At 68.5% G+C, this 22281-nt stretch carries 17 protein-coding genes; 9 read left to right on the top strand and 8 right to left on the bottom strand.

All coding sequences use genetic code 11. The features are described 5' to 3' along the window. Nucleotides 1-543: 543 nt before the first annotated feature. From BZB76_RS03615 to rsmG, 3 genes are all read right to left on the bottom strand, one after another. Nucleotides 544-1524: a ParB/RepB/Spo0J family partition protein gene (locus BZB76_RS03615; RefSeq protein ID WP_121432832.1), complete on the bottom strand. Its 981-nt coding sequence runs from the start codon at nt 1522-1524 to the stop codon at nt 544-546. After that, the gene (locus tag BZB76_RS03610; protein WP_121432831.1) at nt 1521-2399 is read right to left on the bottom strand and encodes a ParA family protein; all 879 of its coding nucleotides are present in this window, start codon (nt 2397-2399) and stop codon (nt 1521-1523) included. Before BZB76_RS03610 ends, BZB76_RS03615 begins: the two co-directional genes overlap by 4 nt. A gap of 278 nt (nt 2400-2677) precedes the next feature. Then, nucleotides 2678-3367 (bottom strand): 16S rRNA (guanine(527)-N(7))-methyltransferase RsmG, encoded by a 690-nt coding sequence (rsmG, locus tag BZB76_RS03605; protein WP_420534760.1) that lies wholly within the window; start codon nt 3365-3367, stop codon nt 2678-2680. Nucleotides 3368-3540: 173 nt separating this feature from the next. Here rsmG and BZB76_RS03600 point away from each other — a divergent pair, with 173 nt between their 5' ends. Continuing rightward, nucleotides 3541-3996, top strand: coding sequence for a DUF6458 family protein (locus tag BZB76_RS03600; protein WP_121432829.1), 456 nt, complete (start codon nt 3541-3543; stop codon nt 3994-3996). Nucleotides 3997-4735: 739 nt separating this feature from the next. Continuing rightward, entirely contained in the window at nt 4736-5485 is a 750-nt protein-coding gene (locus tag BZB76_RS03595; protein ID WP_121432828.1) for a dienelactone hydrolase family protein, read from the top strand. Between the two features lie 773 nt (nt 5486-6258). Here BZB76_RS03595 and BZB76_RS03590 read toward each other — a convergent pair. From BZB76_RS03590 to rpmH, 5 genes are read right to left on the bottom strand one after another with little or no spacing between them, the layout of a single operon-like run. Then, nucleotides 6259-6744, bottom strand: coding sequence for a Jag family protein (locus tag BZB76_RS03590; protein ID WP_067905405.1), 486 nt, complete (start codon nt 6742-6744; stop codon nt 6259-6261). Between the two features lie 38 nt (nt 6745-6782). After that, complete coding sequence (gene yidC, locus BZB76_RS03585; protein WP_121432827.1) at nt 6783-7763, bottom strand: membrane protein insertase YidC; 981 nt, start codon at nt 7761-7763, stop codon at nt 6783-6785. Further along, nucleotides 7756-8148 (bottom strand): membrane protein insertion efficiency factor YidD, encoded by a 393-nt coding sequence (yidD, locus tag BZB76_RS03580; protein WP_121432826.1) that lies wholly within the window; start codon nt 8146-8148, stop codon nt 7756-7758. Before yidD ends, yidC begins: the two co-directional genes overlap by 8 nt. A gap of 11 nt (nt 8149-8159) precedes the next feature. Further along, nucleotides 8160-8528 (bottom strand): ribonuclease P protein component, encoded by a 369-nt coding sequence (gene rnpA, locus BZB76_RS03575; RefSeq protein WP_121432825.1) that lies wholly within the window; start codon nt 8526-8528, stop codon nt 8160-8162. 13 nt (nt 8529-8541) lie between these two features. Beyond that, complete coding sequence (gene rpmH / locus BZB76_RS03570; RefSeq protein WP_117397415.1) at nt 8542-8679, bottom strand: 50S ribosomal protein L34; 138 nt, start codon at nt 8677-8679, stop codon at nt 8542-8544. Between the two features lie 586 nt (nt 8680-9265). Between rpmH and dnaA the strand changes: the two genes are divergently transcribed. The 7 genes from dnaA (at nt 9266) to gyrA (ending at nt 21623) form a co-directional block, all read left to right on the top strand. Then, nucleotides 9266-11434, top strand: coding sequence for a chromosomal replication initiator protein DnaA (gene dnaA, locus BZB76_RS03565; RefSeq protein WP_121432824.1), 2169 nt, complete (start codon nt 9266-9268; stop codon nt 11432-11434). A 676-nt stretch (nt 11435-12110) separates the two neighbouring features. Continuing rightward, a complete protein-coding gene (gene dnaN, locus BZB76_RS03560) occupies nt 12111-13253 on the top strand; it encodes a DNA polymerase III subunit beta (protein ID WP_117397417.1) in 1143 nt (380 codons plus the stop codon). A 269-nt stretch (nt 13254-13522) separates the two neighbouring features. Then, a complete protein-coding gene (gene gnd / locus BZB76_RS03555; protein WP_121432823.1) occupies nt 13523-14446 on the top strand; it encodes a phosphogluconate dehydrogenase (NAD(+)-dependent, decarboxylating) in 924 nt (307 codons plus the stop codon). A 298-nt stretch (nt 14447-14744) separates the two neighbouring features. Continuing rightward, nucleotides 14745-15869 carry a DNA replication/repair protein RecF gene (gene recF / locus BZB76_RS03545; RefSeq protein ID WP_121432821.1) on the top strand — a complete coding sequence of 375 codons (1125 nt, stop codon included), beginning with the start codon at nt 14745-14747 and terminating at the stop codon, nt 15867-15869. 16 nt (nt 15870-15885) lie between these two features. Next, nucleotides 15886-16422 carry a DciA family protein gene (locus tag BZB76_RS03540; protein ID WP_337959731.1) on the top strand — a complete coding sequence of 179 codons (537 nt, stop codon included), beginning with the start codon at nt 15886-15888 and terminating at the stop codon, nt 16420-16422. A 456-nt stretch (nt 16423-16878) separates the two neighbouring features. Beyond that, complete coding sequence (gene gyrB, locus BZB76_RS03535) at nt 16879-18816, top strand: DNA topoisomerase (ATP-hydrolyzing) subunit B (RefSeq protein WP_121432820.1); 1938 nt, start codon at nt 16879-16881, stop codon at nt 18814-18816. Between the two features lie 302 nt (nt 18817-19118). Then, a complete protein-coding gene (gene gyrA, locus BZB76_RS03530; RefSeq protein WP_121432819.1) occupies nt 19119-21623 on the top strand; it encodes a DNA gyrase subunit A in 2505 nt (834 codons plus the stop codon). The last annotated feature ends 658 nt before the right edge of the window (nt 21624-22281 follow it).

Here is a 22281-nt window from a genome sequence, read left to right as displayed (position 1 = left end):
CCGCCCGCTTGGCAGTGGGACGAGCGGGGCTTCGTCTGCCGCTCGATCAGCGGTGTATCGGGGGACATGATGCGGTTCGTCTCTCAACGACGCGTCACGGTCGTGCCTTGTTTGCCCATGGGCAGAGGAGTGAGAGAGGTTCAGGAACCGAAGGTTCAGTTGGTGGGCAGGGCATGTGGGGTGCGCCGTTCGCTGCCCGAAGACGGCTTGCTCTGCCAGACCGTGGAGCTGTGCGGCCCCTAGTTGTAGCGCTTCCGTCGTCGTCGGGTGGATGCGCATGCGGATGGGGCGTCGACGTCGCTGTTGGTTAGGCGCGGTTGCCTTCTCGTGAGGAGTGCCGACGATCGGATGGAAGTCGAGGAGCCTCAGTGTGGACAGGGGCTGAGGAGTGTGGGCGCTGTCGGCTTTGACGAATGCTTTGTCGAGGACGATGACGCGTAGCCGGGTGGAGCATCGCGGCAGTGAATGCTGCGGTGGCCGGGTGCGGTGTGGGGTGCCCCGGCGGCTCGGGTGGGCTGCCGGGGTGTCCGAAGGGGAGGAGGGTCAGGTTTCGATGCCGTTGTCGTCGGGGGCCATGGACTTGATGATGCGGTCCAGGTCCTCCAGCGTGGCGAACTCGACCACGATCTTGCCCTTGTTGCGGCCCATGTCGACACGGACCTTGGTCTCGTAGCGGTCGGAGAGGCGGTCGGCGAGTTCCTGGAGGCCGGGGGCGACGGGCTTCTTGCGGCGGGCCGGGCGGGGCGACTTCGGTTCGTCGACCTCGCGGAGGGCGATGATCTCTTCGACCGCGCGGACGGAGAGGCCCTCCTGGACGATCCGCAGCGCCAGATGCTCCTGGGCCTCGATGCTGTCGAGCGACAGCAGGGCGCGGGCGTGTCCGGCGGACAGGACCCCGGCGGCGACGCGGCGTTGCACGGTCGGGGGCAGGTTCAGGAGCCGGAGCGTGTTGGTGATGTGCGGGCGCGACCGGCCGATGCGTCCGGCGAGTTGCTCGTGCGTGGCGCCGAAGTCCTGCAGCAGTTGCTGGTAGGCGGCCGCCTCCTCCAGCGGGTTGAGCTGCTGGCGGTGGAGGTTCTCCATGAGTGCGTCACGGAGCAGGTCGTCGTCGCCGGTGTCACGGATGATGGCCGGGATGACGGCCAGTCCGGCCTGGGTGGCCGCCCGGAGGCGACGCTCACCCATGATCAGCTCGTAGTCGGTCTCACCCGAGGGGGACCGGCGAACCACGACCGGCTGGAGGAGCCCGACGATGCGGATGGACTCGGCGAGTTCTTCCAGGGCCGCGTCGTCGAAGTGGGTGCGGGGCTGACGCGGGTTGGCGGTGATGGAGCGGACGGGAAGCTCCGCGAAATGGGCGCCCGCCACCGGCTCCAGAGCCGGGTCGGACACGCCGATGCCGTTCGTCCCGCCCGGCAGGCCCGGCTCGCGCACGCCGTCCGGGTCGCCGGACGGCGGTGGGACCGGGGCGGTGGGGATGAGGGCGCCGAGTCCCCTGCCGAGACCGCGTCGCTGCTGGCTCACTGGACGGCTCCTCCATGGGCCATTTCGGAGGCGGCTTCGCTGTAGGCGAGCGCGCCGCTCGAACCGGGATCGTAGGTCATCACGGACTGCCCGTAGCTCGGAGCCTCGGACACCCGGACGCTGCGGGGAATGACCGTGTTGAGGACGACGTCACCGAAATGGCTCCGGACGTCCTCGGCCACCTGCGCGGCAAGACGCGTCCGGGCGTCGTACATCGTGAGCAGGATCGTGGACACCCGCAGTTTCTGGTTGAGGTGCGCCTTGACGAGATCGACGGTCCGGATCAGCTGCCCGAGACCCTCCAGTGCGTAGTACTCGCACTGGATGGGGATGAGCAGTTCGTCCCCGCCGACGAGGGCGTTCACGGTCAGCAGCCCGAGGGACGGCGGGCAGTCGATCAGGACGTAGTCGAACTTGTTGGTGTCATATGCGTCCAGCGCCCGCCGCAGCCGCGACTCCCGCGCCACCTTGGAGACGAGTTCGATCTCTGCCCCGGCGAGGTTGAGCGTCGCGGGCGCGCAGTACAGGTTGGGGATCTCCGGGGCCGGGACGACGATGTCGTCCAGCGGCATGTCCTCGATCAGCACCTCGTAGATCGACGGGACCTCCGCGTGGTGCTCGACACCGAGCGCGGTGGACGCGTTGCCCTGGGGGTCGAGGTCGACCACGAGCACCTGGGCGCCGTGCATCGCGAGCGACGCGGCCAGGTTCACCGAACTGGTGGTCTTCCCCACGCCGCCTTTCTGGTTGGCGATGGTGATCACACGGCAGTGGTCGGGCCGCGGCCATTCCCTGTCCCTGCGGCTCGAAGCCGTCTTCACCGCCGTGGCCGTTGTTTCACGTGAAACCTTGGCGTCCTTGAGCGCCTCGCGCACGAGTTCTGACTCCCCCTGATTTGATCCTTTGCGCGGAGCCGGCGGCCGAGCGCCACCGGCGTTCGTCGGTACAAGTCCGACGTTCTCCGCGGTTCCGGACGTCGTGGTGCTCCACATCGCGTGTCCGGAGGGCGCGGACGCCGGTGACGTTTCCGGAGCCGCCTCCCCCCGCGTCCCGGCGGGCACGGCCGTACGAGCGGCTTCCTCACCCGGCCCGGACGGCTGTTCGTCGGGGGATTCGTCGGCGCGGTCAGGCCTGCCAAGCCCTGGTCCCGTGCTCATGAAGACCTCTTCCTCGACCCTTTAGCACGCCGGGGCGCGCGCTGTCGTCGCCCGACGACCTCGCCCTGGCCGGCGACGACACGGACGAGCGTTGTCGGCGAATCGACCATACCGCGCCCGACTTGAAGCAGTTCCGTGCTCCGCACACCGAAACGCTTCAGGACGGTCTCCGCCTCCTCCAGTTCGACCGCGGCCCGTTCCCCCTTGAGCGCGAGCAGTTCTCCGCCCGGCCGCAGCAACGGAAGCGCCCATGTCACCAGGCGCTTGAGCGGTGCGACAGCGCGTGCCGTGGCGACGTCGACCGTGATCTCCCCGACCATGTCCTCGGCCCGTCCTCGCCGCACCTCAACATTGTGCAGATCGAGCATTTCGATGCATTCGGTCAGGAAGGTGGTGCGCCTCAGCAGCGGCTCCAGCAGAGTGATCCGCAGATCGGGCCGGACGATCCCCAGGACGATCCCCGGAAGGCCCGCCCCGGAACCGACGTCCACGACCCGCGCGTCCGGCGGGATCACGTCCGCCACCACCGCGCAGTTGATCAGGTGGCGTTCCCAGAGGCGATCGGTCTCCCGTGGCCCGATGAGCCCGCGCTCGACCCCGGCCGTCTCAAGGAACGCCGCATAGCGTTCCGCGACCGGGAGCGCATCACCGAAGACCACCTCACGTCCAATCCCCACCCGACGAATCGTTCCACAAAAGCACCGGGCAGCGTGCACGCGAAACGTCCCGGCGAACCGGAGCGCACGCGCCGGGACCCTCACGCCAGGGCAAGAACCACATCACCTGTGGCATATCCCGCACCTGTCGGGTATAGGGCCCGCTGTGTCGCCCCCCTAGCCCCCGGAAGGAGCTCCGACAGATGGGAATCGGAGTCAGTCTCGCATTCATCGCCCTTGGTGCGATCCTCGCGTTCGCCCTTCGCGTCGATCTCAGCGGCATTGACATTCACCTGGTCGGCTGGATCCTCATCCTGGTTGGGCTGATCAGCATGGCCTTCACCCTCAAGTACACGCGCCCCCGGCGCCGTGTCGGTCGTGTCGTCGGCGCCGACCCCGCCTACGGGGACGAGCCCGGAACAATAGTCCGCGAGGAGCACATCATCGAGGACCCGGCGCCGGTCGGACGTCCCGCCGAACGAGTCGAACGTGTGATCGATCACCCGGCGGACGCGGGCGACCGAACCGGCCACCTCGCGCAGGACCCGGCATACGCCCAGGACCCGGCGCACGCGCAGGACCCTGCCGCGGAGAACACGACGTCCATCGTCCAAACACCTGTCACCCAGCGCCGCAGGTGGCGCCGAACGACCCGCTGACCCGGACACCAGATCCGATCCCGCTCGGTGTGTCTTGGGCGGCGGTCACACCGAGCCCCCGGGCCCCGCGTCCCACGACGCGGGGCCCTCCCCTGTATCCCGCGTCCCGCTGCACCAACTTCCATGGACGCCCATCGAGCAGGTCACCCGGGTCGGCGCTTCGCAAGCCGCGGAGGCACAAGAGTCAGGTTCTGGTGGACGGTCCGTACCTGGTCGTCGTCGACGAGCAGTGCGGCCGGCGATCCTGTGACGCGGCTCGCGGAGTTGTCGGCGCGGCACGTCCGGCCGAACGCCGACGGCGGTGTCGCGATCGGCCCGCCGCCTTCATGTTCTGGTGATGGCGAACATCTGGCCGCCCGTGGTCTCGCGCCCGGAGCAGGAGCGCCAAGGCTTTGGCAGCGTCAGACGCTCCTGGTGAGGGGAGTACCAGCTGACGGTGCTAGGGGCGCCACCTAAGGCATGTGGGCTCTTTCGCTGGTCAACTGTAGGGCGATGACTACCCGGGAGGTTGCACGTCCGCAATTGTGGACGCCTGGACGTCGGCGGCGTCCTCGGGCAGGGTGGCGCAGCCGTGACCGACCGCCGATTAGAGAAGTCGCCCGCTGTATAGGGCTTGGTGACCTGGTGCTCTGCCGAGTGCCGTACGAACCGGGGCGGGTCCGTACGCGGAGGCCCTTGCTACGGTGCGGGCTTCACACTTGCCGTGCTGGTCACAAGCTCGACCATGACAGGGGACCTCATGCCCAGCGAAACCTTGCGGATACTTACCGCGGACGGTCAGGCCGACGCTTTCGTCGCCTTTCCCGACGATGGAAGGCCGCACCCGGGCGTGCTGCTGTACACCGATGCCTTCGGTCTTCGGCCCGAACTCGAAGGCAAAGCTCGCGAACTGGCCGAGTACGGGTATTACGTGCTCGTCCCCAACATCTTCTACCGGCATGGCCCGGCACCGGTGGTCGAGCTTCCCGAACACCTCGGCGACGATGTCCGGCCCGCGCTCATCGCCCAGATAATGCCTTGGATCAAGGAGCACACTCCCGAGCGGATCTTGCGCGACGCCGACGCCTATCTCAGATTCCTGGCCACACGACCCGAGGTCGGCGCCGGACCGGTCGCCGTGGTCGGCTACTGCGTCGGCGCGGTCCTCGCGTTGCGCACCGGGGCGGCCCACCCCGAACAGGTGGCCGCCGTCGCCGGATTCCACCCGGGCGCCCTGGTCACCGACGCGCCCGACAGCCCGCACCGCCTCGCCACCACGCTCACCGCCCAGGTTCATCTCGGCCTCGCCGAGGGCGACCTGTCGTCCGATGCCATCAGCGAACTCAACCGATCATTGGACGCCGCAGGCGTCGACTACACCATCGATACCTACTCCGGCACCCGCCATGGGTTCACCATGTCCGACACCGACGTCTTCGACCCCTCCGGACATCGACGCCACTGGGAAGAGTTGCTCCAACTCCTCAACCGCACTCTGCCCAATATCTGAGACCTCGTCGAGAGGTCGACCCCGTCGAGGATCCCGCGCTGATGCGCGGACTCCTTCTCCGATGGGAGAGTCGATGGCCCACACAAACCCGACATCCGCAGCTTGCGAGCGAGGACAACCTTCCAGCCACACAGCGGGGTGTCACCGGCGACGGACTCGCCGAAGTCCCGGCCTTCCGGCGGTTTGCCTTGACGGCGTCCACGAACGTACGCGTACTGCGGATTCCCAGCGCGTCTCGGTGCCACCGGCGCCGGTTCGTCGACCGCACTCCTGACCAACCAGCGAAGCGCTACCAGCAAACTGTTCATACCGAGGACTCCGCGCTGCTGCGCCGCTCAGTCTCGTCGGCACCCGACTTCGAAAGCAACCACATGAACAATGCGATTCCTGCGGACGCCCTGCGCGCCACGGCATTCCTGAGAACGACCGCGGTCTGACCAACCGGCGAAACACCGCCGGGAAGCCGCCCATACCGAGGTCCCGCGCTGCCCCGCTGCTCTGTCTCGCCTGGAGGGACCACCTCCAAAGACCACATGAACGGCACGACCCTGCGGATGCCCGTGCGCCTTGGCATTACTCGCGAGCTGACCCATCGCTGAGGGGGTTGTAGCTGTCGAGGGCTGGCGTTGGGGTGGGTTGGTTGTGGGCGCAGGGCTCTGCGCGGGTGCGGTCCTGCCTTGGGGGTTGGGAGCGGGCGGGTTCCTGGATGGTGGTGACGATGCAAAACGGCCCCGGGCCTGGGGCGCCGGGGCCGGTTAGATGGAGCGGGTAAGTCAGGCGGGGTAGACGACGACGTAGCGGTCCGGTTCTTCGCCTTCGGATTCGCTGCGCAGGCCCGCGGCGGCCACCGCATCGTGGACGATCTTGCGTTCGAAGGGGGTCATGGGCGCCAGCGGCTTCGGCTCGCCGGCCTGCTTGACCTCGTCCGCGACGTCCGTGCCCAGTTTGGTGAGTTCGGCGCGGCGGCGTTCGCGGTAGCCGCCGATGTCGAGCATGAGCCGGGTGCGGTTGCCCGTCTGGCGGTGCACGGCCAGGCGGGTGAGTTCCTGCAGGGCCTCCAGGACCTCGCCGCGCTTGCCGACCAGTTCGTCCAGGGAACCGCCGACGACGGCGACGATCGCGCGTTCGCCCTCGACGTCCATGTCGATGTCGCCGTCGTAGTCACCGATGTCCAGCAGGCCCTCGATGTAGTCGGCGGCGATCTCGCCTTCCTGCTCGAGCGCCTGGACGTCGACCTCGGTGGTGTCGGTCTGACTCAACGGGGTTCTCCTTCTCCGGCACGTACTCGGGGTTCAAACTAGCGCTTCTGGGTGCCGCTGCGCTTGCTGCGCGGCTTGCGGGTCGGCTGGTTGCGGACGACCTTCGGCTTCTCGTCCGGCTCGGGCACGGGCTCGGCGTCTTTCCGCAGCTTGGACTTGGTTCCGGCCGGAGGCTGCCCGTTCTTGGACCCGGCGCCCTTGGCGGAGGTCTTCGGACCCGTCTTGCCGGTGGCGGTCGGCGCGGGCTCGCCGTCCTTACCGAGCGGCGGGTACTTCTTGTAGATGTAGTGCTGCTGCGCCAGCGTCCAGGTGTTGGACGTGACCCAGTACATCAGGACGCCCAGCGGGAAACCGAGGCCGAAGAGGCCGAACAGCGGCGCGAGGAAGACCATCATCTTCTGCGCCTGCATCATCGGGTTGGCGTCGTCGGTGATGGGCTGGCGCTTGATGCTCGCCCGGACGGTGAAGAACGTGGTGCAGGAGCTGATGATCACGGCGAGGCCGGTGACGACGATGGCCGTCCAACTCTTGGGGTCGTCGCCCCAGGCGTTGAGGAAGGTGTCGGGGATGTGGGCGCCGAAGATGCTGGCCTTCTGGGCGCTCTGCACCAACTCGGCGGAAAGGGCGAAGACGGACTCGCCCTCCTTGGCGTCCGAGATCTTCTTCAGCGTCTGGAAGAGGCCGATGAAGACGGGCATCTGCACCAGGAGCGGCAGGCAGCCCGAGAGCGGGTTGGCGCCGTTCTCCTGGTAGAGCTTCATGACCTCCTGGTTGAGGCGCTGCTTGTCGTTCTTGTACTTCTTACGCAGCGCCTGGACCTTGGGGTTCAGCTCCTGCATCTTCCGCGAAGCGTGGATCTGCTTCACGAACAGCGGAACCATCACGAGCCGCAGCAGGACGGTCAGCAGAATGATCGTGCCGCCCCAGGCCCAGCCACTGTCCTCGGGGAGGACGGTGCTCAGCCCCGTGTGGATCCACGCGATGAGCTGAGCGACGATCTCGTACAACCAATCAAGCACCGGGCAGCTCCTTGGGCTCTGCTAGGGCGGGGCCGCTCTCTTGGCGGCCGGAGTTCGAGGAAGCCGCCGCGGATCGCGCCTGGGGGGTCGTCCCCTCAGGCCCCCCGGAGAAGTGCGTCCTGGACGACTTCTTCGGCGGCACCGGGTCGTGACCCCCGGGATGGAAGGGGTGGCACCGCGCGATTCGGCGGGCCGTCAGCCACGTGCCGCGCAACGCGCCGTGCACCTGGAGGGCCTCCAGGCCGTAGGCGCTGCAGCTGGGCTGGAATCGGCACTGCTGCCCGAGCAGGGGACTCAAGAAGCGGCGGTAGGCGCGGACGAGAAGGATCAGCAGGCCCGCGACGGGGCCCGGGGGACCCGCCGGGTGATCCGAGGGGAACGTCATCCCCTGACTCCTCATCTCCGCCCCTTGGACGCGGGCCGCAGCAGTCGGTCGAGCGCCGACTCCAGATCCGCGGCCAGTTCGTCGGGACGCGCCGTTCCCGCGGAGGGGGTGGCGCGTACTACGAGCAGGCTACCCGCTGGGAGCCGGTCCAGGTGCGAGCGCATCAGATGGCGCAGCCGCCGCCGTGTGGTGTTGCGGACGACCGCGTTCCCCACGGTGCGCGCCACGATGAACCCGACCAGCGGCGCGGTGGCCGCATCGGGAGCCTGGTCCGGGTGAAGCAGGTGAACCACGACGTTTGGCCGTCCGGCGCGGCGACCGCGCCGGACGGCCAACGTGAAGTCGTCCCGCCGCCGCATCCGGTTTCCGGACGGCAGCACAGTGAGCGGTGGATCAGACCGCGATACGAGCGCGGCCCTTGCCGCGCCGGTTGGACAGGATCGCGCGGCCGGCGCGTGTGCGCATGCGCAGCCGGAAGCCGTGCTTCTTGTGGCGACGACGGTTGTTCGGCTGGAAAGTACGCTTGCTCACTTGAGGCTCCAGTGCTGCGGTCGGTTGGTCGGCAATAAGGCTCGATAGTTCGCATCGAGGGCCGCGTCCGGTCCCCCGCAGCGGGGGCCCACCCGAGCCTGTCTGGAGGGGCTGTCGGCGGGCACGCGTCATCCCCGTCGATGCGACTCGACCTCAGAACGTTACGGGCTGCGGCGCACACGGTCAAACCGGAGCGCCCGCCGCCGACCCCGGACAGACCATGATCAGACACGTCGGAGGGGTCGTGATCGTGTTGCGGGCGGGGGCCGCAGCGGTTAGGGTCATCCGGGCGAACCGACGTCCGTCGACCCCCTCGGGCACTCTGCCCACTCAAGCCCCCGTTCCAGAACCACACCCCGTACCGGCCGCGCGAAGGCCGGAGACTCCCGACCCTGTTCACAGGACCCGCGTGCCGGGTTTTACACAGGGCGCCTCATGCTTATGCACAGCATGTGGACAACTCTGTGGACAACTCGTGAGAGAGTAAGTCTTCCGCGTCGCGGCCGTGCTCTGTGAGGCCGGACGTGTCCCGTGGGAGAGCCAGCCAGTCAGGCTCCGTCGGACGGAGGGGGAGGGGACCTTGCGCATGGACGGTCAGGATCTCGGATCAGTCTGGGCCCGCACCCTCACCGCCCTGTCCGAGAGCGATCTGTCGCCCAGTTACCGCGCATGGCTTCCGATGGTCCGACCGCTGGCGCTCGTGGAGGGGACGGCCCTCCTCGCGGCGCCGAACGACTTCGCCAAGGACGCGCTGGAAACGCGGCTGCGCAACCTCATTACGCAGGCCCTTTCCCGTGAACTGGGCAGGGAGATCCGGGTCGCGGTGACCGTCCAGCCGGAGCCGCCCGGCGGGGCGCCGCGGGCGGGAGCGGGTGAGCCGCTGACGGCGCCGCTCCCGGGTCCGGGCCCCGGAGGCGGGCTCGGAATGCACGATCCCGCACCTTCTTCTTATGGCGACTCCTACTCGGACTCGTCGCGCGACGATCGCGACCGGGAACGGCCGTACACGGAGCAGCCCTACGGCGAACGGTCGGATCGTCCGTACATGGAGCAGCCGTACGGCGACGCTGGGTATCGGCCGCAGCAGGGAGTTACCCACAGCCCCGGCGGCGGCCCCGGAGGTTATCCACAGGCTCAGGATGACGAGCGCGAGTCGTACTCGTCCCCTTATGGTGGTCCGGGTGGGCGGGGCCCGGGGCCGTCGTCGTACGAAGGTCGGGGCCCGCAGGGCTATCCGGGCTACGGCGCGCAGGAGGGCTTCGGTGGCGAGCCGCCGGGACGTCCCCCGCACTCGCATCTGAACGACCGCACACTCGGGCCGATGCGTCCGGGTGGTCGCGGAGAACAACAGGGTCGCGAACCCCAGCACGGCGGGTCTGATCCGTCGCTCGGCCACGCGGAAGACACCCTCCAGGCCGGGGAGCCCCCGTTCACCGGCGGAGAGCAGCCCTTCCCGGGGACGGACCAGTACGGCGGCGGCTCCGAGCAGTACGGCGGTGGCGGCGATCCGTACCGCGGTGAGGAGCCGTACCGCGGCGAGGGCGGGTTCCGGGACGAGGAGGGCTCCGACGCCCGCCCCCCCGGCGCCAGCGGCCCCACGGGCCCCGGCGGGCCAGGGCCAGGCGGGCCCGGCGGGCCAGGGCCAGGAGGCGGGCCGGGCGCTCCGGCCGCCTCGGCGCCCGGATCCGGCGGGAGCGCGGGCTCGGGGGCGTCCGAGCACGCACGCCTCAATCCCAAGTACACGTTCGAGACGTTCGTCATCGGCTCGTCGAACCGGTTCGCGCACGCGGCCGCCGTCGCCGTCGCCGAGCAACCGGCCAAGGCGTACAACCCACTGTTCGTCTACGGCGACTCCGGTCTCGGCAAGACCCACCTTCTCCACGCAATCGGGCATTACGCGCAAAGCCTCTTCAATGGCGCGCGTGTCCGTTATGTGAGTTCTGAAGAGTTCACGAACGACTTCATCAACTCGATCCGCGACGGAAAGGCCGACGGGTTCCGCCGCCGCTACCGGGATGTGGACATCCTCCTCGTCGACGACATCCAGTTCCTGGAGGGCAAGGAACAGACGCAGGAGGAGTTCTTCCACACCTTCAACACCCTCCACAACGCCAGCAAGCAGATCGTGATCTCCAGCGACCGTCCGCCCAAGGAGCTGGTGACGCTGGAGGACCGGCTGCGCAACCGGTTCGAGTGGGGGCTCACGACCGACGTCCAGCCGCCCGAGCTGGAGACGCGCATCGCGATCCTGCAGAAGAAGGCGCGCCAGGAGGGCCTCGCCGCGCCGCCGGACGTGCTGGAGTTCATCGCCTCCCAGATCGCGACGAACATCCGCGAGCTGGAGGGCGCGCTGATCCGGGTGACGGCGTTCGCGAGCCTGAACCGGCAGTCGGTCGACATGAAGCTCGCCGAGATCGTCCTGAAGGACCTCATCCCGAACGACTCCGGGCCCGAGATCACCGCCGCGATGATCATGGCGCAGACCGTGGAGTACTTCGGCACGACGATCGACGACCTGTGCGGGCCGTCCCGCTCCCGGATGCTGGTCACCGCCCGGCAGATCGCGATGTACCTGTGCCGTGAGCTGACGGACCTGTCGCTTCCCAAGATCGGGCAGCAGTTCGGCGGCCGCGACCACACCACGGTCATGCACGCCGAACGCAAGATCCGGTCGCTGATGGCCGAGCGACGCGCCATCTACAACCAGGTCACGGAGCTGACCGGACGCATCAAGCACCAGGCCCGCAAACGCTGATCGTTCGCCGTTGTGCACACTGTGGACAGACCGGCCCACAGGCCTGTGGACAGCCTCGGATCGACTTGTCCACACCCGTCCGCCCGGACGGATCCGGCAAAAGACGCGCTTCGCCCAAGACGCCCGGTCGCTACTCACAAGTTGTGGAAAACTCTGGGGATTTTCGTGGATAACCCGGTGGGCAACCCCTGGAAAACCTGAGGATGAACAGTGGACGGATGTGGATTACCGTGCCCGGGCACCCGGCGCCCTGGGGAAAACCGGTGGATGACCGGTGGACAACCTGGGGAAGGGCTGGGGACGGCCGGGCGGGCCGACCACGTGGTCATCCGCCCAGTGTCCACAAGCCGCCGAAACAGACGGCATACCCGTGGAGAACTCGTGGAAAACCGGGGGATAGCTTGAGGATGACGTGTGGGGACGATTTCGTCGTCCCCAGGCGCCGTCGCGCCGTCCACCGCCCATGCACAGCCCCAGTGGACAAAGAAACGCGGTACCACCTGGGCGAACGCCGTTTGTCCACAGTATCCACAGCCCCTATTACTGGTACTGCACTACTTCTCTACCAAGGAAAAGATCCATCTCAAGTCAGGGCCTGGGGACAACCCGACCCGAGCGCCCCGGACGTGCCAGGATCACCTCAGCCTTGTCCGACACCTACAGGAGGCGGGTCCCCTTGAAGTTCCGCATCGACAGAGACGCCCTCGCCGACGCCGTGGCCTGGACCGCGCGCACACTCCCCGTACGCCCGCCGGTGCCGGTCCTCGCGGGCATGCACATCGTCGCCGGTGGCGAGGAGAACAGCGACCGGCTGAAGCTGTCCGCGTTCGACTACGAGGTCTCCGCGCAGGTGTCCACGGACATCGACGTGGAGGAGGCGGGCACGGCCCTGGTGTCCGGACGCCTCCTCGCCGAGATCTCGCGCAGCCTTCCTCCCCACCCTGTGGAGGTGACGACGGACGGCGCGAAGGTGATGCTCCGCTGCGGCAGCGCGAAGTTCACACTCCTCACCATGCCTGTGGAGGACTACCCGACCCTGCCGGAGATGCCCCCGGCCGCCGGATCCGTGGGCAGCGACGAGTTCGCCGCGGCCGTCGGACAGGTCGCGATCGCCGCGGGCAAGGACGACACGATCCCCATGCTGACCGGCGTCCGGGTGGAGATCGAGGGCGAGACCGTGACGCTGGCGTCCACGGACCGCTACCGTCTGGCCGTCCGTGAGCTGCACTGGAAGCCCGAGCGCCCGGACTTCTCCGCCGTCGCGCTCGTCCCGGCCAAGACGCTCGCCGACACCGCCAAGTCGCTGACGGCGGGCGCCGAGGTGTCGATCGCGCTCGGTGGGACGGGCGGCACCGGCGAAGGCATGATCGGTTTCGAGGGCGGCGGCCGACGGACCACGTCCCGCCTCCTGGACGGCGACTTCGTCAAGTACAGGTCGCTGCTGCCGAGCGAGTACGCGGGCCTCGCCGACATCCAGACGGCGCCGTTCATCGAGGCCGTGAAGCGCGTCTCCCTCGTCGCCGAGCGCAACACCCCCGTGCGGCTGTCGTTCAGCCAGGGCGAGGTCGTCCTGGAGGCCGGAACCGGGGACGAGGCACAGGCCGTGGAGGCCCTGGAGGCGACGCTGGAGGGCGAGGACATCGACATCGCCTTCAACCCCGCGTTCCTGCTCGACGGGCTCTCCGCGATCGGCTCGGACGTCGCACGGCTGTCGTTCACCACACCGACGAAACCGGCCGTCCTCACCGGCAAGCCCCCGCAGGACGGCGAGAACCCGAACTACCGGTACCTGATCATGCCGGTGCGGCTGTCCGGCTAGGGGCGGTGAGCCTTTCGTTCGCGGTGACGCGGTAGGAGCCGTCGGACAAGCCGGATGAAAGGCTCACCTCAGGGCATGCACCCCCACAGGACGGCGACGCGCGCGGGCTCCGGGCCCGCGTGGCCCCAGCGGCGACCGCCCCCGAAAACCCGCACCCGCGAGCGCTCCCGGGGCCGCACCCGCGGACGAACGTGTCCGCGGGGGAGCCGCCCGCACGGCCCGCACGCGCGGAGATCTGCGACGTGCAGTTATCCACAGGGAGAGTTTTGATGGAGCTTGGGATCATCGGCCTGGGCAAGATGGGCGGCAACATGGCCGAGCGGCTACGCCGCGGCGGTCACACGGTCATCGGCTACGACCGTGATCCGGACGTCAGCGACGTCGGTTCGCTGGAGGAGCTGGTCGAACGGCTGTCCCCGCCGCGGGCCGTGTGGGTGATGGTGCCCGCGGGCAGACCCACCGAGGACACCATCCACAGGCTGGGGGAACTGCTCCAGCCCGGTGACCTCGTCGTGGACGGCGGCAATTCACACTATGTGGACGACCAGAAGCACGGCGAGCAGCTCGCCGCGAAGGGGATCGGGTTCGTCGACTGCGGTGTGAGCGGCGGCGTCTGGGGTCTGGAGAACGGCTACGCGCTGATGGTCGGCGGCGACGACGACCAGGTGAAACGGCTGATGCCGATCTTCGAGACGCTGAAGCCGGAGGGGGAGTACGGCTTCGTCCACTCCGGCAAGATCGGCGCCGGGCACTTCGTGAAGATGGTCCACAACGGCATCGAGTACGCGATGATGCAGGCGTTCGGCGAGGGCTACGAGCTGATCGAGGCCAGCGATCTCGTCACCCGGGTGCCGGAGACGTTCCTGAGCTGGCAGGAGGGCACGGTCATCCGCTCCTGGCTGCTCGACCTGATGAACCGCGCCCTCGCCGCCGACCCCGAGTTGGACGACCTGCGCGGCTACGCCGCCGACTCCGGAGAGGGCCGCTGGACGGTCCAGGCCGCGGTCGAGCACGCCGTCCCGCTGCCCGCGATCACCGCGTCACTGTTCGCCCGCTTCGCGTCCCGCCAGGACGACTCCCCCGCCATGCGCGTCGTCGCCGCCCTCCGCAACCAGTTCGGCGGCCACGCCGTCCAGGGCGTCGCCGACGATGGCGACTCCCCCGGCGCCGACGTGACTCCCCCACCCGTCTGACCGAAGGTGGAAAACCGGCCGAACACTTGCTGACGCCGGTAGGCGACTCACGCAAAACAAGAGCTGGAACGGCAGTCAGCCTCGTCAACCCGCACCGCGACGAACTCGTCCTGCGACTGGGAGAGCCGCCCGCACGCGGCTACGCCAGCCACGGTGAGTCGTGGTTGTTCGCGATGGGTCTGCGAGCAGAGTCTGTCCACAGGCTCGTCGGCAGGGTTGTCGACAGGGGCTTGTCCACAGGTTCGCGTCCGCGCCCCACGAGGTTGTAGGGGCGCGGGAGGCTCTACGCTCGTGTCTCGTGCACGTCGCCCACCTCTCCTTGCAGGACTTCCGTTCCTATCCGACCGCCGAGGTCGCGCTGGAACCGGGAGTCACGGCGTTCGTGGGTCCGAACGGGCAGGGAAAGACGAACCTGGTCGAGGCCATCGGATATGTCGCCTCACACGGCAGCCACCGGGCCTCGACGGACGCGCCGCTCGTCCGGCATGGCACGCCGCGCGCGATCGTGCGGGCCGGGGTGGTCAAGGACGACCGCAGGGCGCTGATCGAGCTTGAGATCAACCCGGGGAAGGCGAACCGGGCGCGGCTCAACCGGTCCCCGGTCCCCCGGCCGCGCGACATCGTGGGCATGCTGCGGACGGTCTTGTTCGCCCCCGAGGACCTGGCGCTCGTGAAGGGCGACCCAGGGGAGCGGCGGCGTTTCATGGACGAACTGCTGACCGCGCGAACTCCCCGGTTCGCGGGCGTCCGTTCCGACTATGACCGCGTCCTCAAGCAGCGCAACGCCCTGTTGAAGTCGGCGGCCGCGCACAGACGTTCGCCCGGTCCCGAGGTGCTTGCGACGCTGGACGTGTGGGACTCGCATCTCGCGCGAACCGGGTCGGAGCTGCTGGCGGCGCGGCTGAGTCTCGTCGAGGCGATCCGTCCGCTCGTCGTCCGCGCCTATGCGGCACTCGCGCCGGGCAGTGAGGCGGCCGACCTGCTCTACAAGAGCTCGTTGGGGGACGCCGAGTTGTCCACAGACCGTGGAAAACTCGCCGAACAGTTGCTGATGGCGGTAGGCGACTCGCGCAAACAGGAACTGGAACGGGGAGTGAGCCTGGTCGGCCCGCATCGGGACGAGCTGGTCCTGCGGCTGGGCGAGCTGCCCGCGCGCGGCTACGCCAGTCACGGCGAGTCGTGGTCGTTCGCGCTGGGCCTGCGACTCGCCGCTTTCGACCTGCTCAGAGCCGACGGCGACGACCCGGTGCTGATCCTGGACGACGTGTTCGCCGAACTGGACACCGGGCGCCGCAGCAGGCTGGCGGAGATGGTCGCCCCCGCCGAGCAGGTGCTCATCACGGCGGCCGTCCCCGCCGACGTCCCCTCCGAACTGACAGGGGGCTCGTATACCGTCTCCGACGGCCAGATCGTGCGCGATTGACCGGGAGGGCGAGCGCGTGAACGACGACCCACAGGATGTGCACAACTCCCCCGAGCCGTCCCCGACGAAGCCGGAAAGCGGGGTGTCGGGAAAGTCCGGGATCGAGCTGGCCCGCGAGGCCCTCGCCCAGGCGAAGGCCGACGCGGTGAAACGCGGTTCCGTGCCGGGGCAGAACGGCAGGCGCAGAAGCGGAGGACGCGTCGTCCGGGTGAGAGAACCGGGACGCGGCGGTGACCCTAAAATGTTCGGGGCGGCGATCCGTGACCTGCTGGCGTCCCGCGGGTGGGAACAGCGGGCCGCGGTCGGCGGAGTGTTCGGCAACTGGCCCGGCATCGTCGGGGCGGAACTGGCCGAGCACACCCGTCCTGACCACTTCGAGGACGGTGAACTCACCGTCGTCGCAGACTCGGCCACGTGGGCGACGCAGCTTCGACTGTTGTCGTCCACGCTCGTCCGACGACTGAACGAGGAACTGGGCCACGGCACCGTCCGCCGGGTCAAGGTGGTGGGCCCGTCCGGGCCGCGCCGCACCGGAGCCTGGCGCGCCCGCTAGACCGGTGAACCGCACGTCCATGTCGAGCCGTCCCACGAATCCCTTACGGCTCAGGGAGACCCGCGAGCCGGGCGCGGCGGACCCCGGCACGCCCCGGGGCGGGGCACGTCCGGGACGAAACGAACGTCGGTGGCGGGTGAGAACATCTGTTCGGGGTGCCTGATGGTGATTCAGCGGCGAGCGGCGCGTAGGCCAATGAACACCCCCGGTCCTGTAGGGGGATGTGTCTCTGGGGACGCTCGGCCGCCACACGCGCACACAGCGCTCGACAGTGCCACTTTTCGTCGCCTCACCCGGTAGAATGAAATCGGTTCAGGATGCTGCGCCGCCAGCGGGTGCCCAGGGCTCTGACCGAGCACGAACAGAGCACGTGGGCGCCCTCGTCATGTGTGTTCGGGGCACACCGTGCCTCCCTCGGGCGCGGAGCGGCAGACATCCCCGGCAGGAGGATCTCCTTTGGCGTACGACGCTAGTTCGATCACTGTGCTTGAAGGGCTTGAGGCTGTTCGCAAGCGCCCTGGCATGTACATCGGTTCGACCGGTGAGCGCGGCCTGCACCATCTGGTCTACGAGATCGTGGACAACGCGGTCGACGAGGCCTTGGCGGGATATGCCGACGACATCGTGGTGACCTTGCTGGCCGACGGCGGGGTGAGCGTGCTCGACAACGGGCGCGGCATCCCCGTGGGCATGCATCCCGTGGAGAAGCGACCGGCGATCGAGTTGGTGCTGACCACGTTGCACGCGGGCGGCAAGTTCGACGGCAAGTCCTATGCCGTTTCGGGTGGTCTGCACGGGGTGGGCTCCGCGGTGGTGAACGCGCTGTCCACCCGGATGGAGGCCGAGGTCCGCTGCGACGGCCACGTATGGCGCCAGTCGTACACGTGGCAGGGGCCCGAGACCGAGCTTCGCAAGGGTGAGGAGACCGACGAGACCGGCACCCTGATCAGGTTCTGGCCGGACCCGGAGATCTTCGAGACCACCGAGTGGAACTTCGAGACGCTGTCGCGGCGCATGCAGGAGATGGCGTTCCTGAACCGCGGCCTCGCCATCACCCTCCGCGACGAACGTCCCGACCATGTGAACGGCGAGCCGAACGTCATCCGCTACCACTATGACGGCGGTATCGAAGACTTCGTCCGGTACATCAACGCGCGCAAGGACGCCGTCCACGAGTCGGTGGTGTACTTCGGCGACGACACCACGGGCATGTCGATCGAGATCGCCATGCAGTGGAACTCGTCGTACGCCGAGTCCGTCCACACGTTCGCGAACACGATCAACACGGCGGAGGGCGGCACCCACGAGGAGGGGTTCCGCGCGGCGCTGACCACGATCGTCAACCGTTACGCCCGCGATAAGGGTCTGTTGCGCGACAAGGACGACAACCTCACCGGTGAGGACGTCCGCGAGGGCCTCACCGCGATCATCTCCATCAAGCTCGCCGACCCGCAGTTCGAGGGGCAGACGAAGACGAAGCTCGGCAACACCGAGGCCAAGTCGTTCGTCCAGAAGGCCTGCAACGAGCATCTGCGCGACTGGTTCGAGGAGAACCCCGGCGAGGCCAAGGAGATCATCAACAAGGCGTCGCAGGCGGCGCGGGCCCGGGTGGCGGCGCGGCAGGCGCGCGACCTGACCCGCCGCAAGAGCCTGCTGGAGTCGACGTCGTTGCCCGGCAAGCTGTCGGACTGCCAGTCCACCGATCCCAGCAAGTCGGAGCTGTACATCGTCGAGGGCGACTCGGCGGGCGGCTCCGCCAAGGGCGGCCGCAACCCCCACTTCCAGGCGATCCTGCCGATCCGCGGCAAGATCCTCAACGTGGAGAAGGCCAGGATCGACAAGATCCTGAAGAACAACGAGGTGCAGGCGATCATCACGGCGCTCGGCACCGGGGTGCACGACGAGTTCGATATCGCCAAGCTCCGCTACCACAAGATCATCCTGATGTCGGACGCCGACGTCGACGGCCACCACATCAACACGCTGCTGCTGACGCTGCTGTTCCGGTTCATGAAGCCGCTGATCGAGGCCGGGCACGTCTACCTGTCCCAGCCCCCGCTCTACAAGATCAAGTGGGACGCCCGGGGCACGGAGGCCGACTACGCCTACTCCGACGCCGAACGGGACGCGATCATCGAGGCCGGTGTCGCCGCGGGTAAGCGCGACCCGCGTCCCCGCGACCTGGTGCAGCGCTTCAAGGGCCTCGGCGAGATGAACGCCAACGAGCTGTGGGACACCACGATGGACCCCGACAACCGGGTCCTGCTCCAGGTACAACTCGACGACGCCGCCCAGGCGGACGAACTGTTCAGCGTGCTCATGGGCGAGGAGGTCGAGCCCCGCCGGGAATTCATCCAGCGCAACGCCAAGGACGTGCGCTTCCTTGACATCTGAGGACGGCCCACGCCCAGCTCCCAGCGGCCGGACGGCCGAGCTCCCGATGACCCGCCCCTTAGCGGCCAGGCGTCCCGAGCCGGTGCCCCCGGCCGCCGGAGCCGGAGTCCCCCGGCGGACGCGCCGCAGCCGACGGTCGGTCAGAGCCGGTCGAGCCGCGCGCGGCGTCCGGCCAGGACACCGGCGGACGACCGGACCGCGATCGGAACCCGCGACGAAGGGCCCGGCGGACGGTTGAGTTCCCGGCCTGACTCCCACAGGCGACCGTACTTGCATCCCAACGAGCAGAAGAGGTCTTCAGAGTGACGGACGTGACCACAGAGGGCGGCGGCCCCGGCGAACGGATCGAACCCGTCGACATCCAGGTCGAGATGCAGAAGAGCTATCTCGACTACGCGATGTCGGTCATCGTCGCGCGTGCGCTGCCCGAGGTCCGCGACGGCTTGAAGCCCGTGCACCGCCGCGTCCTGTACGCGATGTACGACGGCGGGTACCGGCCCGACCGCGGATACTTCAAATGCGCCCGCGTCGTCGGCGACGTCATGGGGAACTACCACCCGCACGGCGACTCCGCCATCTACGACGCGCTGGTCAGGCTGGCACAGCCCTGGTCGATGCGGTACCCGCTGGTCGACGGGAACGGCAACTTCGGCTCGCGCGGCAACGACCCCGCCGCGGCGATGCGGTACACCGAGTGCCGCATGGCGTCCCTCGCGATGGAGCTGCTCCGCGACATCGACAAGGAGACCGTCGACTTCTCCCCCAACTACGACGGCCGTTCGCAGGAGCCGGACGTCCTGCCGTCCCGGTACCCGAACCTGCTGGTCAACGGGTCCGCGGGCATCGCGGTGGGCATGGCGACCAACATCCCGCCGCACAACCTGCGGGAGGTCGCCGAGGGCGTCCGCTGGTACCTGGACAACTACGGCGCGTCCGACGAGGAACTCCTCGAGGCGCTGATCGAACGGGTGAAGGGCCCCGACTTCCCGACCGCCGGGCTGATCGTCGGCCGCAAGGGCATCGAGGAGGCGTACCGCACCGGCCGCGGCTCCATCACGATGCGCGCCGTCGTCGAGGTCGAGGAGATCCAGGGCCGCACCTGCCTCGTCGTCACCGAACTGCCCTACCAGGTCAACCCCGACAACCTCGCCCTGAAGATTGCGGACGGGGTGAAGGAGGGCAAGCTCGACGGGATCGCGGACGTCCGCGACGAGACGTCCGGCCGGACGGGTCAGCGGCTCGTCATCGTCCTCAAGCGCGACGCGGTCGCCAAGGTCGTCCTGAACAACCTGTACAAGCACACGCAGCTCCAGGAGACGTTCGGCGCGAACATGCTCGCGCTGGTCGACGGGGTGCCCCGCACGCTGCGCATCGACCAGTTCGTCCGGCACTGGGTCGCGCACCAGGTGGAAGTCATCGTCCGCCGCACCCGGTTCCTGCTCCGCAAGGCGGAGGAGCGCGCCCACATCCTGCGCGCCCTGCTGAAGGCCCTCGACCGCATCGACGAGGTCATCGCCCTGATCCGCCGGTCGCCGTCCGCGCAGGAGGCGCAGCAGGGTCTGATGGGCCTGCTGGAGATCGATGAGATCCAGGCTCAGGCCATCCTCGACATGCAGCTGCGCAAGCTCGCCGCCCTGGAACGCCAGCAGATCACCGACGAGTACGACAAGCTCATGGCGGAGATCGCCGACTACAACGACATCCTGGGCTCGCCGGAGCGGCAGCGCCGGATCGTCGGCGACGAGCTGGCCCCCATCGTCGAGAAGTTCGGCGACGAGCGGCGCACGCAGATCATCCCGTTCGACGGCGACGTGTCGTACGAGGACCTCATCGCCGAAGAGGACGTCGTCGTCACGATCACCCGCGGCGGCTACGCCAAGCGCACCCGCACCGACCTGTACCGGGCGCAGCGGCGCGGCGGCAAGGGCGTCCGCGGCGCCCAGCTCAAGCAGGACGACATCGTCGACCAGTTCTTCGTCACCACGACGCACCACTGGATCCTGTTCTTCACGAACAAGGGCCGTGTCTACCGGGCGAAGGCGTACGAACTGCCCGACGCCGGACGCGACTCCCGCGGCCAGCACGTCGCGAACCTGCTGGCCTTCCAGCCGGACGAGCACATCGCCCAGGTCATGGACCTGCGCGACTACGAGGTGGCGCCCTACCTCGTCCTCGGCACGAAGAAGGGCCGCGTCAAGAAGACCGCGCTCCAGGACTTCGACTCCCCCCGCACCGGCGGCATCATCGCGATCAACCTGGTCGAGGACGACGAGGTCATCGCCGCACGGCTCGTCTCCGCCGACGACGACCTGCTGATGGTCTCCACCGGCGCCCAGGCGATCCGCTTCCGCGCCGACGACGAGTCGCTGCGGCCGATGGGACGCGCCACGTCCGGCGTCATCGGCATGCGGTTCGACGAGGACCAGGAGGTCCTCAACATGCTCGTCGTGCAGGACTCGTCCCAGGACGTCCTGGTCGCCACCGAGGGCGGCTACGCCAAGCGGACCCCCATCGACCAGTACCCCTTGCAGGGACGTGGGGGTAAGGGCGTTCTCACCGCTAAGATCGTGCAGTCTCGCGGAATGTTGGTCGGCGCTCTGATGGTGGGCCCGGACGACGGTGTGTTCGCGATGACGTCCAACGGCGGCGTCATCCGTACCACGGCCGCGGAGATCAAGCAGTCCGGCAGGCAGACCATGGGCGTCCGCCTGATGAACCTCGCGGACGGGGACAGCGTGGTGGCCATCGCGAGGAACGTAGAGTCCATGGAGGACTCAGACGAAGCAGAGGGGAGCGACGGTGAATGACGCACATCACTGTTTCGGTCGTGTCACCTCCGTCGCCTTCGTCACCGAACCGCTAGGCCAGGAGGACACGTGAGCACCGAGCCCGGCAAGGGCAAGGACGAGCCCGGCACGGGTAAGCCGGACGCTCCCGCCGAGAAGTCCGGGGCCAAACCCGGCGCCAGGACCGGCGCGAAACGCCCCCGCAAGTCCGCGGCCAAACCGGGCAAAGTGGTGTCCGCGGCGTCCGCCAAGCCGGGCCGTGACGAGGCGACCGTCGAGATCAAGCCCGGCGCGGACGAGACCCGGACAGACCTGACCAAGGTCGACGAGCCGGTGAAGCAGACCGACTCGCCGGAGATCGCTCCCGTCAAGGACACCACCGAACCGCCCAAGGACGACAAACCCACCGAGTCGAAGCCGACCGCCACACGTCCCACCGACTCGGCGACGTCCGGCAAGGCCTCCGACAAGTCGTCCACCGGACGGTCCACCGGTTCGACATCGGAAACGGCCACGAACTCCACCCCTGCCCGCTCGGCCACAGCCACCTCGACCACACCCAGCCGATCCTCCGCTCCGTCCGGAGGGCCATCCGGCCGACCGAAGCCGACCGAGCCGCCGCCGAAGAGGCCGTTCAGCACATCGCAGCCGAGCAGCTCACCCGGCACGAACTCCGGCA

The sequence above is a fragment of the Actinomadura pelletieri DSM 43383 genome (genome assembly GCF_003634705.1).
Taxonomy (GTDB): domain Bacteria; phylum Actinomycetota; class Actinomycetes; order Streptosporangiales; family Streptosporangiaceae; genus Spirillospora; species Spirillospora pelletieri.
Note: the sequence above shows the minus strand (reverse complement) of the source record. Positions and strands in the feature narration are given on the sequence as shown.